This window comes from Paraburkholderia sp. J10-1 (assembly GCF_905220165.1).
Taxonomy (GTDB): domain Bacteria; phylum Pseudomonadota; class Gammaproteobacteria; order Burkholderiales; family Burkholderiaceae; genus Paraburkholderia.
Window position 1 is genome coordinate 1,132,913 of record NZ_CAJMYW010000002.1, and the last position, 13,963, is coordinate 1,146,875.

Below are 13,963 nucleotides of genomic sequence, written 5' to 3' on the forward strand. Positions count from 1 at the left end.
ACCAGGCGAGCGTTCTTCCTAGACTATCGTCATGGCCCCAACCCGCGACCGCGATCCGTCGTCTCCGCCGCTTTCCCGCTATCGCAAGAAGCGGGATTTCCGTGTCACGCCCGAACCGGCGCCGCCGGCTGCCAGTCGGTCCGTCGACCACGGGCCTCTGACCTTTGTCGTGCAGAAGCACTGGGCGAGCCGGCTGCATTACGATTTCCGGCTCGAACTCGATGGGGTGATGCTGTCGTGGGCCGTGCCCAAGGGCCCTTGTTACGACCCGAAGGAAAAGCGCATGGCCATTCACGTGGAGGACCATCCGGTCGAATATTCCCGCTTCGAAGGGACGATTCCCCCCAGGCACTACGGCGCCGGTGACGTCATTGTCTGGGACCGTGGCACCTGGGAGCCTGTCGGCGACCCGCAGGAGGGCATGACGGCCGGCAAGCTGGTCTTCCGGCTCCACGGCGAAAAGCTCGCGGGACTCTGGGAACTGGTTCGCATCTCGAAGCCCGGCGACAAGCAGGACCCGTGGATGCTGTTCAAGAAGCGCGACGCGTGGGCGCAACCGCTCGCGCAATACGATGTCATCAAGGCGCTTCCCGACAGCGTGACGGCGAAGCCACTCGGGCTCATTGAAGAACGCGAGCCGAGGGAGGTGAGGCCTGCGCGCGGCGCAGCGCCCCAGGTGGACCTTTCCGCAGCGGTGACCGCGCCGCTGCCGGCCAAACTCGAACCGCAACTCGCGACCCTGGCGGCAACGCTGCCCACGAGCGGCGACTGGCTAACCGAAGCCAAACTCGACGGCTATCGCATGCTGTGCCGTGTCGCCAAAGGGCAGGTGCGACTCATCACGCGCGGCGGACTAGACTGGACAACGAAGTTTCCTGAGCTTGCTGCAGAGGTTGGAGAGCTTCCACTCAACAGTGCATGGCTGGATGGTGAAATCGCAGTCCTCAAAAATGGCATTCCGAGTTTCGCCGCGCTGCAAGATGCGATAGACGGGGCGGCAAGACAGGACATCGTCTACTTCCTGTTCGACCTGATGTACCTGAACGGGAAAGACCTCAGAAAGGTGCCCCTTTGGGCGAGGCGCGCAGTTCTCGCGCAGATTCTTGAGAATGCGGGTGAGCACATCCGGTTCAGCCAGCATTTCGAGGCGCCTCCTGCCCAGCTGTTCGAAGCGGCCTCAGGCCTGGGTCTGGAAGGCCTCATGCTCAAGCGCCGCGCCGCGCCCTATGAACCGGGGCGCACACAAACGTGGCTCAAGGCGAAATCCCGGCTTCGCCAGGAACTGGTCATCTGTGGCTTCACCGCACGTGGCGGCAAGGACGGCGAGATTGGCAGCCTGCTGCTGGGCTATTACGTAGACGGCAAGCTTCGCGACGCCGGAAGCGTCGGCACCGGCTGGAACGCGCGGACGGCGCAAGACCTGTGGACGCGGCTGACGCCGCTCGAAGCCGATGCGGCACCATTTGATGTCGATGTCGCCAGGTCGCGCCGGTGGTCCCGGCGCTCGGCCGGCAGCGAGCGCTGGGTTCGCCCCGAACTCGTCGCGGAAGTCGAATTCGCGGACTGGACCGCCGATGGCGTCATCCGCCAGGCCTCGTTCAGAGGGCTGCGAATCGACAAGCCGCCACGCGGCGTGGTCCGGGAGGGGGGAAGGACACAGGCGCCTGAACCTTCGCCGAAGCTGAAGATCACGCATCCGGAACGCGTCGTCGACCCGACGACCGGCATCACGAAGGCAGACCTGGTGCGCTACTACGCGAGCATCGCGGAGCGGATACTGCCGCATCTGAAGGCGCGGCCCCTCGCGATGGTCCGTGCCCCCGACGGCATTGCGGAACAGCTGTTCTTCCAGAAGCATGCCGAGAGAACGAACATGCCCGGCCTGACGGACCATGACCGCAGCCTTTGGCCGAATCATCCGCCGCTGCTAACCGTCGACACCGTCGACGCCCTGCTGTCGGCGGCCCAGATGAATGTCGTCGAGTTTCACACGTGGAATTCGACGGTCCGACGGCTCGACAAGCCCGACCGCGTCATCTTCGACCTGGACCCAGGCGAGGGCGTGAAATGGGGGCGCGTTCAGGAAGCCGCGCTCCTCGTTCAAACGCTGCTCTCGGAACTGGGCTTGGAAGCCTGGCTGAAGACGAGCGGCGGGAAAGGGTTGCATGTCGTCGTGCCGCTGGCCCCAAGGCTGGGCTACGAGGCGGTCAAATCGTTCTCGCAGGCCTTCGTGCGGCATCTCGCGAAGACCATTCCCGAGCGCTTTTCGGCGACCGCCGGGGCTTCGAACCGCATCGGCAAGGTCTACGTCGACTACTTGCGCAATGGCAAGGGGCAGACGACCGCCGCGGCGTTTTCTGCGCGGGCGCGAGCCGGAATGGGCGTCTCGATGCCGGTTGCCTGGGAGCAGTTGAACGACCTGAAAAGCGGGGCGCAGTGGACGGTGCAGACGGCTCGCGACTACCTCAGCTTCCAGCAGCAGGACCCGTGGGCGGATTACGGGGCGGCGGCGCAATCATTGGCATCGGCGATAAAGCTCCTAAAATGAAACGACCGCTGCCCGGCGGCGGCACGGGCCTTGCGCCAAGCGCCGTGCCGAATGTGCCAATGCCGCGAGGAGAAGTCCATGCCCGCCCGCTCAATTGCCTCCCTGTCGCTCTCCTTCGGGCTCGTTTCGATACCGGTGAAGCTCTATACCGCGACCGAGAGTTCGTCCGATGTCCGCTTCCATATGCTCGCGCCCGACGGTTCGCGCGTGAAGCAGCAGTATGTCTCCGAGAAGACGGGCAATGTCGTCGAGCGCTCGAGCATGAACAAGGGCTACGAGTTCGAAAAGGACCGGTTCGTGGTCTTCACCAGCGATGAGCTAAAGGCGCTCGAGGACGCTGCGAGTCATGTTGTCGAGATCATGGCCTTCATTCCGGAGGAGGCGATTGACCCGGTCTTCTACGACAAGGCCTATTACATCGCGCCCGACAAGCGCGGCGGAAAACCATACAGTCTGCTGCAGCAGGCGCTCGCACAGAGCGGACGCTGCGCATTGGCGAAATGGGCGTCCAAAGGCAGGACGCGGATCGTGCAGGTGCGCCCCGAGGAAGACGGGCTCGTCTTTCAGCAACTGCTGTATGCGGACGAGGTGCGCTCGCTGGCGGACCTGCATGTCGAACGCGTCGAAGTGTCCGATACCGAGATGAAACTCGCGCTGCAGATCATCGAGCAGGGCGCCGAAGACAATTACGACCCGAAGGCGTACGAGGATGAAGAGAAGAAGCGCATTCTCGCGGCTATCGACGAAAAAATTGCAGGCAAGCAGGTCGTCGTTCACGAGCCTGCGGAAGAACTGGCCGGCGGCGGCCAGGTCATCGACCTGATGGATGCCTTGCGCGCCAGCCTCAAGGGCGGCGCGAAAGCGAAAGCGGCTCCGGCACCCAGGCGCAGCAAGAGCGCGGAGCCCGTTGCCGAGCTGCCTGTCGCGCCTAAAACGCGCAAGCCACCGGCGCGTGCAGCGAAAGCACCCGCTGAAGCGCCTGCAAAGGTCCGGGCACGCAAGTGACGCCGCAAGTCGCCGCGCGCGAGATTTCGATGCGTGAGTTGCAGGCCATGCTGGGTGTTTCGCGCAGCGTGGTTTCAGGCCTCATTGCTGCGGGCTTCGTGACACCGTCGCGGGGGCCGCGAAACGCGTACCGCTTCACGTTCCAGGATGTCGTGCTGCTGCGCACCGCGTTGCAGTTGCGCGACGCCCGCATACCGACGCGCAAAATCATCACGGCGCTCTCGCGGCTGCGAGACGAACTGCCCGATGAGTTGCCGCTCACTGGGATTCGCGTATCGGCGGTCGGCAACGATGTGGCCGTTCGAACCGGCCCTTCGCAATGGGATGCTGCTACAGGTCAGTTCCTGCTGGATTTCGAAGTCGCGCAAATCAAGGGCGATGTCGTCTTTCTCGACTCGGCGCCTGCGCACGAGGATCTCGCGCACCAGGCCCAGGAGTGGTACGACCTCGGCGAACAGTTGCGGACCTCCGATGTGAACGGTGCCGAACGGGCGTACAAGAAGGCCATCGAATTATCTCCGCAGCCTTTTTATGCTGCCTACGTGGACCTCGGCGCGCTGCTGTGCGAACGCGAAGCGCGTTGCGAAGATGCGCTGCGCGTATTCGACAAGGCGCTCGCTCACTTCCCCGACGATGCCGTGTTGCACTTCAATCGCGCGATTGCATTCGAGGAGATGGGGCGCTTCGAGGACGCTGAGCGTAGCTATCAACGTTGTCTGGAACTCGATCCGTCGTACGCGGATGCCCACCACAATCTGGCAATACTGCTCGAAAAACGCGGCGATCCACAGGGCCTCGTTCGTCATCTAAGCGCGTATCGTCGCCTCACGAGCTGACAGGCCCCGGTATTCAATGTGGAGTTGGAAGCGACTTCAGTCCATCAAGCCAGTCGTTGAACATTCTGGATGCCTGAATAGCCAATGTCGTCGCATATCCGGCCGTTCCTCTTCTGAGATTGGCCACATTCTGTCCCGGCGTGATGCCAATCTCGACTGCGTGCCCGATGAGCCAGCGGTCGAATCCATGCGCCTTTACCTCTGGGTGAAACTGCACGCCAAGCACGTTTGGGCCAATCGAAAAAGCCTGGTGAGGATAGACATGGCTCGATGCGAGCAGCCTCGCGCCTTCTGGCAGGTCAAATGTGTCTCCATGCCAGTGGAGCACGTGACATGCCGCTTCACGCAAATACTTTAGTGGCGAGTTCATCCCTTCCTGCGTGATAGCAATGGTTCCCCATCCGAGTTCGCGTTTGCCTCCCGGATAAACCTTCGCGCCGGCCGACGCAGCGATCAACTGCGCGCCGAGGCAGATGCCAAGCGTCGGAAGATTTCGTGCAATCCGCTTCGCCAGCACGGCTTTCAGATTGCCTAGCCACGGATACCGGTCTTCCTCGTAGGCGTCGATCGGCCCTCCGAGTATGACGAGCAGATCCGGACCGTCGGGCGTGATTGCCGAGAGGTCGTCAAGACCCGCGTCGAGATACTGAATCTCAGCGCCCCGAGACCTAAGCACCTCTTCGAATGTTCCGAGGTCTTCGAAGTGGACGTGTCGCACTGCGACTACACGAAGCGGCGGGACTGGAGTGATTGACATACGGACGAAGATATCGATGAAAGCAGGGGGCGACGGCCCGCAGCCATCCAGCCGCTGCGGGCGCTCATGAGGCGAGCAAACTGGCGACGTTCCTTACTCGAAGAAGGAGTCTTCGAGCAGCATGTCCTCGAAGAACGCGCCGTAGTTCAACTTCGGATGCCGAATGTGTATCTCCAGCACCCAAAGCAGTCGCGACGGGCAAAAATCCACGTCAGCCATCGGGCCTTCGTACGTTGCTGCGTGGGGAAAGTCCGAAACCCGGTGGCCGGAGAGGTCGAGATTCAATTCCCACCCCATCGCCTGCGCTTGCGAGACGGCGAACTCATAGAGGACCTTCCCGGTGCTTGCGTCGCTGAGCCACTTTTGGCGAACGATATGAAAAAGCTTGCGCGCATCTTCGGCGCAGCGCGCCATGTCGGCATCGTTGCCGAAGACGAACGTGTCGCCGCCGTCTCCCTCCCATTTCTCGAATACGGGGCCGATGTCGACGAACATGATGTCGTTTTCCTTGAGCACGACGCGCGGCTCGGAATCGGCGCCGAACGTTTTGGTCGTGTTCGAGCCGAAGCGGACATAGACATCGTGCCAGCCGCGCAGCATCTTGTTGGCGGCGAGAATCTCCTTCGCGATTTCCACCGCATCTTCCTCGACCATGCCGGGCTGACAACGCGCCGCGATTTCGTGGATGATCTTGCGCGTCTTGTCGCGCACCATGAGCATCGGCGCTTCGGAGAATTCGGCACCGACCTGTTCCAGTTGCACTTGTTCGAGCACTGCGTTCATACGGACGACTCCTTTTTTGTGGGGTTGATCGACGGCAGGCGCATGGCCAGGCCGTCGAGTTCGGGGGTGATGCGTAGCTGGCAGCCGAGCCGGCTCGACGGACCGGCTTCCGGAAGGCAGGCGAGGAGATTGCGCTCGGTTCGGGAGCGCGGCGCGACGCGCTCGATCCATGCGGGTTCGAGTTCCACCAGACAGGTCCCGCACGACGCCTTGCCGCCGCATACCGACATGACGGGCAGCCCGGCAGACTTGAGCGCGCTCAGGACCGACTCGCCGACCCTGGCAACAACGAACTGGCCGTCGACGCTCAGCCGAACGGAATCCAGCGCGCACGGATCGTTCGCGACGGGCGTCACGTCCGACGCTGCTTCGAATGCATCCGAGGCAAACGTGTCGACCGGAACAGTGGCTTCCGCCACGAAAATTGTGTAGGCATCCTCAATCATTCGCGGGTTGCCGCAGGCGAGCACATGCGTATGCGCGGGCTCGCTCAGGGCGCGTGCCGCCGCGTGCTGCACATAGACCGCCTGGCTGCCGGACAGAACCGGCACGAACCGGAAGCCCGCATGCGCCGCGTGCCAGGCATTGAGCATGCCGGTTGCGTATAAGTCACCTTGCGCGCGCGCCCCCCAATAGAGCGTGACGCGACGATGCGGGTTCGCTGGCAGGAACGCTTCGAGCATGGCGAGGAACGGGGCCACGCCGGTTCCCGTCGCCAGCATCACGACAGGACCGTCGCCCTCCGGGAACGCGAAAGCCCCGAGCGGACCCGTGATGTCGAACTCGTCTCCAACACGCGTGCGGCTGACGACCCGGTCCGAGAACGCGCCACCGGGCCAGCGGCGCACGTGCAGCGCAATCCGGTTGTCCGCCGAGGGCGCGCACGCCATGGAGTAGCAGCGGCTCGGGCCGCTGGATCGGCCAATTCCCACGTACTGGCCGGGGCGGAAGCAAAAGCTGCCCTGTGGCTTGAGAACCAGTTCCCGAACGTCGTCCGAGAGCCAGCGGCTCGAATGCAAGGTTGCCCGCATGGTCATTGCTCGCCGAGTTGAAACTGCGCATGCATGCGCTCCAGATCCTCGCGGATCGAAATCGACACGTGCGGCTTGCGCTTGTGGAACGACCCCACCCAGAGCGCACCGGCGGCGAGATAGGCGAGGTAGGCGTACGGGAAGTACTTGATCGGCGCAGGCGGGATCGGGTAGACCGACCCGACGGCGGGAATGAGCAGAAGCAGCAGCGAGCAGGCGCACAGGAACCAGTCACGGCCGCGTAGCTCACCCAGGCGCTGGAGATAGAACGGTGCGCTGAGCGTGATGAGCACGTAAGGCACGAGGAACCCGAACGCGGCCATGGTGCCGGCCCAGTTGAAGATATCGAGCGCCGCCTGATGGCACAGCACGAGCACGGTTGGGACAGCGAACGCGATGACCGCCATGATCGCGACGGCGACGTGCGGCGTCGCATTCTTGTGGTGAGTGCCGGCGATCGCGCCGTGGAAAATGCCGTGGCGGCCCATCGCAAAGATGACCCGCGAACCCGCGTTGATGCACGACAGGCACAAGGCGAAGAAGCTCACCATCGCGCCGACCGACAGCGGAATTTGCAGCAGCCCGACGTGAGCCATCTGGGCCATCACATTCAACGGGGCATCGATCTGGTCCAGCGGCTGGTGATAGCCGCGCGTGCCGATGATCATCGCGTAGGTCACGAAGACGAAGAACGCCCCCGAGATAATCAGGCTCCAGATGACCGCACGCGGAATGTTGCGCAGCGGATTCTGCGCTTCGTCGCCGAACGCCGTGGCGCACTCGAAGCCGACCAGGCTGAAGATCGCGACGACAACGCCCAGCCCGACATTGGACCAGGGAAGCTTCGAGACCGTGAACTGCGCGGTGTCGACGACGAAATGGTGTTCGGCGAGCACGATGACCGACAACACCAGAATGAGCAGCATCGAAACGCCCTCGAGCACCAGCATCAGCATGGCCGAAAGCTGCACGTTCCTGTAAGCGAGGTAGAACGCCACGCCGCAGCAGATCGCGAACAGCACGACCGAGGGTACGCTGAGGCCGACCATGTCGAGCAGCTTGCCCGCGAAGATCGAAAAGCCGGTGATGCCGGCCATCGAAATGCCGAGATAGGCCCAGATCAGCGACCAACCGCCAATGCCGCCTGACGTGAGTCCGAGGCCGCGGCAGATATAGCTGTACATGGAGCCGGACGAGGTCGAGCGCTTGGCGAACTGGTTCAGGTTCAGCGCGACGAACAGCAGCATGACGGTGCCGAGCACGTAGGAAAGCCAGCTCCACTCGCCGGTGTTGCCATACATGACGGGGATGATCAGCGCCGCCGTCATCGTGGGAGAGATCAAGGCGATGCCTTGAGCCAGAAGCTCGACAAAGCTTAGGCAGTTCGAGCGTAGTTGCGTGTGACTCATGTTCAGCCCCTTTCGATGCACAGCCTGTGTTGTGGGTAGAAAACGTCGCAATTGGCAAATAGGCATTTCGATGAGGGGATGGTATGGTCGCTACTGGGCCAGATAAAACCTCCAGTTTTTTTATTTCCATGGGTCCAGTTGGAGCGGACGATGCTGAGAACGTGGGATCTGAAAATCGTGATCCAGCGCGAGGGCGGGCCGGTGGCGCGCCAGATCGTGCAGGCCATCATTCAGGAGATACGGCGTGGGCGCCTCACGCCCGGCGCGCCGTTGCCGGGCTCCCGGGAACTGGCAAAGGCGCTGGATGTGAACCGCAAGACCGTGGTGCTCGCGTATGAAGAACTCACCGCGCAAGGCTGGCTGACCTCGGAAAAGACGCGCGGCACGTTCGTGTCCTCGGCGCTGCCGGAAAAAGGCATCGAGGCCGTGAAGCCGGCCGACTCGGGCATCGCTCGCGATCTGGGTGTGAGGCTGGCGGGCAGCGGCCCGGACGTTCAATGCCTTTACGGCGAGGACGGCTATCTCACGTTCGACGACGGCGCGCCGGACACCCGCCTCGTGCCGGTGGCCGAACTGGCGGCGGCCTGGCGCAAGGCGCTGCTCGCGGCGTCACAGCGCAACCGGCTTGGCTATGGCGACCCTCGCGGCACGCTGCGCCTGCGGCGCGAAATTCTCGGCATGCTGAGCAGCGAGCGGGGGATCACGGCGAACGAAGACAACATCTGTATCGTGCGCGGCAGTCAGATGGGCATCTATGTCGCCGCGCGCGTGCTGATTCGTCCGGGAGATTGCGTCGTGGTCGAGGAGCTGACCTATCCGCCGGCGCGCGAAGCGTTCCGCGCCGCGGGCGCCGAGATCGTCACGGTGGGGTTGGACGAAGACGGCCTGAAGGTCGATGAGCTGGAAAAGCTCTGCTACCGCAAGCGCGTGCGCGCTGTCTACGTGACGCCGCATCACCAGTTTCCCACCACGGTCCTGCTGCCCGCTGCCCGGCGCATGCGGATGCTGGCGCTCGCCGAGCAGTTCGACTTCGCGATCATCGAAGACGACTACAGCCACGAATTCCACTTCACGCATCGGCCGATGCTGCCGCTCGCGAGCTTCGACCGCAGAGGTAAGGTTGTCTACGTCGGGTCGATGTCGAAGCTGCTTACGCCGTCGCTGCGCATTGGCTACCTGATCGCGCCGCAGCCGTTCATCGACCGCGCGGCGGGGGAAGTCACCATCATCGACCGGCAAGGCGACCCCGCGACGGAGGCGGCGGTCTCGGATCTGCTGGCGAGCGGCGTCATCCACAGCCATACGAAAAAGGTGATGAAGATTTACGCCGAGCGACGCGACCTTCTTGCGCGCCTGCTCGCGACGCATCTGTACGAATGGCTCTCCTTCGAGCTTCCCATTGGAGGCCTTGCCCTCTGGACGGTCTGCAAGCAGGACATCGACATGGCCGCGCTGCAGGATGCTGCGGCTCGCGAGGGCGTGCGGTTTTTGGCCGCCGGTCAGTTTTCCGCAAAGCATCGCGCCTTGCCTGCTCTGCGGCTTGGTTTTGGCAGTTTGAACGCCGAAGAGCTGACGGATGGCGTGCAACGGTTGCAGCGGGCGTTTCTGGCGGCTTAGCGCTTTCGTGCGCGCCGCAACGAGACGCCTTGATGACGCGACTGGATAGCAGATTGGCACGGCTCGCCAGTGCCTGGCGCGATCCGCAGTCCTATGATGACGTCAATCGAAGCACCACCGACTGAGGCATTCATGACCCGGCAATCCAACACCGCGCTGATCACCGGCGCATCCAGCGGCATCGGCCAGGAACTGGCCAGGATTCACGCAAAGAACCAAGGCGACCTCGTGCTGGTAGCGCGCTCGCGCGACAAGCTCGACGCGTTCAAGCGCGAACTGGAGGTGCAGCACGGCATCGCCGCGACCGTGATCGCCGAGGATCTGTCGAAGCCGGGCGCCGCGCAACGTATCTTCGAGCAGACGCAGGCACTTGGCATCACGATCGACGTGCTGATCAACAACGCCGGCTTTGGCGGGCATGGGCTCTTTCACGAGCAAAACCTGATAGCCGCTCAGGCGATGATGCAGGTCAATATGGTGGCGCTGACCGAACTTACGCACCTGTATCTCAAGGGCATGGTGCAGCGCAATCGCGGTCGCATCCTGAATGTGTCGTCGACTGCGTCGTTCATGCCCGGCCCGCTGCAGGCGGTGTATTACGCGACCAAAGCCTATGTGACTTCATTCACGCAGGCGATTGCCGAAGAGGTGGCGGTCTCTGGCATTACGGCGACCGCGCTGTGCCCCGGGGCGGTGGCCACCGGATTCGTCGCTGCAGGCAACCTGGAAGGCGTCGATATCTGGAAGCAGGCGAAGTCGGCGCAGTCGGTGGCGCAGTGCGGCTACGCTGCCATGCAGCGCGGCGAACTCGTCGCGTTCAATGAGGGCAAGCTCAAATTCCTGCTGAACTGGGTCGTGCCGCTGCTGCCGCGCAAGACCATGCTGAAGATGTCGCGCCAGGCCATGGAAAAGGCCTGATCACCCGGTTGCATCAGGCAATACACAATGAAACCAGCCAACCGATTCGTGATCGCCAGCAACTGGAGGGCGATGCTGAGCGACATGCAGATCGACCCTGCCGTCGTGCTGGCCCATGCGGGGCTGCCCGCCGATCTGTTCCAGCGTGGCGACATCGCGCTGTCTGCGCCTGACTACTTCCGGCTGTGGCGCGGCATGGAACTGGCCGCGGGCGAGCGGGAAGTGCCGCTGCTCTTTGCCGGGCACTTCAAGGCCGAAGCCTTCGATGCCCCTATCTTCGCGAGCCTGTGCAGCCCGAACTTCAACATCGCTGCCGCGCGGCTGCGCCACTACAAGCCGTTGATTGGTCCGATGCTGCTGGACGTGGATCAGGGCCCGGAATCGACGCGCCTGAGCTTGAGCGTTTATGGCGCACAGGGCCCGCTCCCGCGTTCGCTCTGCCTGGCCGAGCTGGTGTTCTTCTGCCAGTTGATCCGGGTCGGCACGCGCGAGCACATCGTGCCGCAGGGGGCATGGCTACCCGAACTGCCGCGAAACCTCGCGGCTTATGAAGCGTACTTCGGGTGCCCACTGCGTCAGGGTGATCGAACCGAGGTTCGTTTCTCAGCCGCCGATGCAGCGAGGCCGTTCCTGACCTCGAATGCCGCCATGTGGGACTTCTTCGAAAACAAGCTGAACCAGAAGCTGGCCGACATGGACGCTCGCGCCAGCACGACCGAGCGGGTTCGGGCGGTGCTCGTCGAGGCGCTGCCGAGCGGCGAGACGAGCGTCGAAGCGGTCGCCGACAGGCTGGCCATGAGCAAGCGCACGCTGCAGCGTAAGCTGAGTGCCGAAGCCGAAAATTTTCAACACATCCTGACGTCGACCCGGGCCGAACTGGCCGACCATTACCTGAAGCAGTCGGCGCTGTCGTTGGCCGAGATCTCTTTTCTGCTGGGGTTTCAGGAACCCAACTCGTTCATCCGCGCGTATCAAGGCTGGAAAGGGATGTCGCCGGGGTCTTATCGATTGCAGGTCCATTGATCTACAGTCTGCGCCAGCCTTTTCACGACTCGTCGGCAGGTTGATTGCCGAGCGTCCACAGTACCGTTGTTTCTCTCCATAGGTGCCGGACTCAAGAGGGTGGCGATCTGATGCTGCATTAAAAAACCGCCGGGCAGCCTCAAGAACCCTTCAGGCTTGCCGATAAGACACGAGTACGGCGTTATTCGGCGACGCGTAACGTCTCAACTTACGGCGAGCAAGATCACATGCAGATTCAACCCATTAGTGCGACGACGACCGCTTACGGCAGCGGCACGAACGGCAGCGCCGCTTCGAATGCGAACACCGGCGCGCAGCCTTCGACGAGCGGCGCAGGCAACGGCGCGTCCTCGGGCACGGCATCGTCGAATTCGAACGCCGACAGCACGACGGGCTCGACGGCGAGCGCTTCGAGCGCGTCCAGCAGCGGCAATGCATCGACTTCCACGCAAAGCACGTCGGCCGGCACGCGGGCAGGCGGGGGCGGAGGCGGAGGCGGCGCTTCGTCCTCCAGCAGTTCTTCATCGAGCGAACTCGATGCACTGAATACGCTCATCGCGTCGCTTCAGGCGCAGCTCGCGCAGGTGTCGTCGCAAACGTCGGGCGCGGCGGCGCAAGGTTCGAACTCGGGCGAGATCAGCCAGCTCAAGGCGCAGATCCAGAGCGCGCAAAGCGCGCTGAGTTCGGCGTCGCAATCGGATGCGAGCCAGGTCAGCCAGATCGCGTCGCAACTGGAGAGCGTGCAGAGTTCGCTGGCCCAGTTGATGGTCGCCAGCGGCAAGACTACGGGGCTGGTTTCGAGCACGGCGTGAGCGGCACGGGCGGGGGAGATTAGCAGGACGGCGGGCGCGCTTGCTACTATCTTCGGCGCTAACCACGGAGCCCACAGTGACCCATCCAACTCTCCACCTCTACGCCGACGCTCAATACGCCAGTCCGTATGCGATGTCCGTGTTCGTCGCGCTGCACGAGAAGGCGCTTGCGTTCGAGCTTTCCACGGTTGATCTCGGCAAAAGCGAGCACCAGCAGCCCGATTTCGCGGCGAAGTCGCTCACGCGGCGCGTGCCGACCCTGATCCACGACGGCTTCGCGCTCTCGGAGTCCTCGGCGATTACGGAGTATCTGGACGAAACGTTTCCCGGCGTTGCGCTCTATCCGGTGGATCGACAACAGCGCGCCCGCGCGCGGCAGGTTCAGGCGTGGCTGCGCAGCGATCTCATGCCAATTCGCCAGGAGCGCTCGACCGAGGTCGTGTTCTACGGCCCGACTGCGACGCCACTTTCCGGCGCGGCGCAACTCGCGGCAGACAAGCTCTTTGCGATGGCGGAAGCGCTGCTCGCGCAAGGCGACAAGCATCTCTTCGGTGAATGGTCGATTGCCGACGTGGACCTGGCGTTGATGCTGAACCGTCTGGTTCTGAACGGCGATCCGGTGCCGCAGCGGCTGGCGCAGTACGCCTTGAATCAGTGGCAGCGGCCTTCGGTTCAGCGCTGGCTCAGGCTCGAGAGGCCGCCGCTTTAAGGCGCGCGTCAGCCCGTCTCGAACGCCGTGTGATAGTGCACATTCGCGGCGGGCACTTCGCCGCACAACGCGATCGCCTGAAAGTATTCAGCGGGGACGCCCGGCAGCACGAGCGTGGCTTCAGGCACGAACCCGAAGCGTGCGTAGTACGCCGGGTCCCCAAGCACGACGCAGCCCGCCGCGCCTCGTGCCCGCAGCGCATCCAGGGCGAGTTTCATCAGCATCGCGCCAATGCCCTGCTTTTGACGCGCAGGTGCGACCGAAATCGGCCCGAGCCCGAACCAGCCGGTCGAACCATCCGAAAGCGCGACGGGCGAAACCGCCACGTGCCCGACGATCTCACCGCCGTCTTCGGCAACCAGTGAAATCGCAAGCGCCCCCGCTTCTCGCAACGCATCGACGATCCGCTGCTCCGTGTGGCTCGTATGCGGCGCATGCCGGAACGCAGTCTCGGTCAGCGCGTGAATCGCGGCGTGATCGGCAGGCGTTTCTTCGCGGATATGGAGTGGCATGGC

14 protein-coding genes are annotated in these 13,963 nt (G+C 63.3%); 8 read left to right on the forward strand and 6 right to left on the reverse strand.

Annotation, left to right across the window (positions count from 1 at the left end; translation table 11 throughout):
- Positions 1 to 31: 31 nt before the first annotated feature.
- From ligD to U5A65_RS11850, 3 genes are all read left to right on the forward strand, one after another.
- Complete coding sequence (ligD, locus tag U5A65_RS11840) at positions 32 to 2,548, forward strand: DNA ligase D (RefSeq protein WP_321946347.1); 2,517 nt, start codon at positions 32 to 34, stop codon at positions 2,546 to 2,548.
- Between the two features lie 78 nt (positions 2,549 to 2,626).
- Entirely contained in the window at positions 2,627 to 3,553 is a 927-nt protein-coding gene (locus tag U5A65_RS11845; RefSeq protein ID WP_321946348.1) for a Ku protein, read from the forward strand.
- A gap of 29 nt (positions 3,554 to 3,582) precedes the next feature.
- Positions 3,583 to 4,389, forward strand: coding sequence for a tetratricopeptide repeat protein (locus U5A65_RS11850; RefSeq protein ID WP_415764726.1), 807 nt, complete (start codon positions 3,583 to 3,585; stop codon positions 4,387 to 4,389).
- A 13-nt stretch (positions 4,390 to 4,402) separates the two neighbouring features.
- Here U5A65_RS11850 and U5A65_RS11855 read toward each other — a convergent pair whose 3' ends face one another.
- The 4 genes from U5A65_RS11855 to U5A65_RS11870 all read right to left on the reverse strand — a co-directional run bounded on the left by U5A65_RS11855 (position 4,403) and on the right by U5A65_RS11870 (position 8,369).
- Entirely contained in the window at positions 4,403 to 5,146 is a 744-nt protein-coding gene (locus U5A65_RS11855) for a glutamine amidotransferase (RefSeq protein ID WP_321946350.1), read from the reverse strand.
- A 93-nt stretch (positions 5,147 to 5,239) separates the two neighbouring features.
- Positions 5,240 to 5,929, reverse strand: a complete 690-nt coding sequence (locus tag U5A65_RS11860) for a M24 family metallopeptidase (protein ID WP_321946351.1) — start codon at positions 5,927 to 5,929, stop codon at positions 5,240 to 5,242.
- Positions 5,926 to 6,960, reverse strand: coding sequence for a flavin reductase family protein (locus U5A65_RS11865; RefSeq protein ID WP_321946352.1), 1,035 nt, complete (start codon positions 6,958 to 6,960; stop codon positions 5,926 to 5,928). Before U5A65_RS11865 ends, U5A65_RS11860 begins: the two co-directional genes overlap by 4 nt.
- A gap of 2 nt (positions 6,961 to 6,962) precedes the next feature.
- The gene (locus U5A65_RS11870) at positions 6,963 to 8,369 is read right to left on the reverse strand and encodes an APC family permease (RefSeq protein WP_321946353.1); all 1,407 of its coding nucleotides are present in this window, start codon (positions 8,367 to 8,369) and stop codon (positions 6,963 to 6,965) included.
- A 150-nt stretch (positions 8,370 to 8,519) separates the two neighbouring features.
- Here U5A65_RS11870 and U5A65_RS11875 point away from each other — a divergent pair, with 150 nt between their 5' ends.
- From U5A65_RS11875 to U5A65_RS11885, 3 genes are all read left to right on the forward strand, one after another.
- Entirely contained in the window at positions 8,520 to 9,986 is a 1,467-nt protein-coding gene (locus U5A65_RS11875) for a PLP-dependent aminotransferase family protein (RefSeq protein WP_321946354.1), read from the forward strand.
- 132 nt (positions 9,987 to 10,118) lie between these two features.
- The gene (locus U5A65_RS11880; protein ID WP_321914577.1) at positions 10,119 to 10,904 is read left to right on the forward strand and encodes an SDR family oxidoreductase; all 786 of its coding nucleotides are present in this window, start codon (positions 10,119 to 10,121) and stop codon (positions 10,902 to 10,904) included.
- Between the two features lie 27 nt (positions 10,905 to 10,931).
- Complete coding sequence (locus tag U5A65_RS11885; RefSeq protein WP_321946355.1) at positions 10,932 to 11,927, forward strand: AraC family transcriptional regulator; 996 nt, start codon at positions 10,932 to 10,934, stop codon at positions 11,925 to 11,927.
- A 262-nt stretch (positions 11,928 to 12,189) separates the two neighbouring features.
- On the opposite strand, the gene U5A65_RS11890 is transcribed toward U5A65_RS11885, so the two are convergent.
- A complete protein-coding gene (locus tag U5A65_RS11890; protein ID WP_321946356.1) occupies positions 12,190 to 12,483 on the reverse strand; it encodes a hypothetical protein in 294 nt (97 codons plus the stop codon).
- Positions 12,484 to 12,511: 28 nt separating this feature from the next.
- On the opposite strand from U5A65_RS11890, the gene U5A65_RS11895 reads away from it, so the two are divergent.
- Positions 12,512 to 12,739, forward strand: coding sequence for a hypothetical protein (locus U5A65_RS11895; RefSeq protein ID WP_321933376.1), 228 nt, complete (start codon positions 12,512 to 12,514; stop codon positions 12,737 to 12,739).
- A 76-nt stretch (positions 12,740 to 12,815) separates the two neighbouring features.
- The gene (yfcF, locus tag U5A65_RS11900; RefSeq protein ID WP_321933374.1) at positions 12,816 to 13,448 is read left to right on the forward strand and encodes a glutathione transferase; all 633 of its coding nucleotides are present in this window, start codon (positions 12,816 to 12,818) and stop codon (positions 13,446 to 13,448) included.
- A gap of 8 nt (positions 13,449 to 13,456) precedes the next feature.
- On the opposite strand, the gene U5A65_RS11905 is transcribed toward yfcF, so the two are convergent.
- Complete coding sequence (locus U5A65_RS11905) at positions 13,457 to 13,960, reverse strand: N-acetyltransferase (protein WP_321946357.1); 504 nt, start codon at positions 13,958 to 13,960, stop codon at positions 13,457 to 13,459.
- Positions 13,961 to 13,963 lie beyond the last annotated feature (3 nt).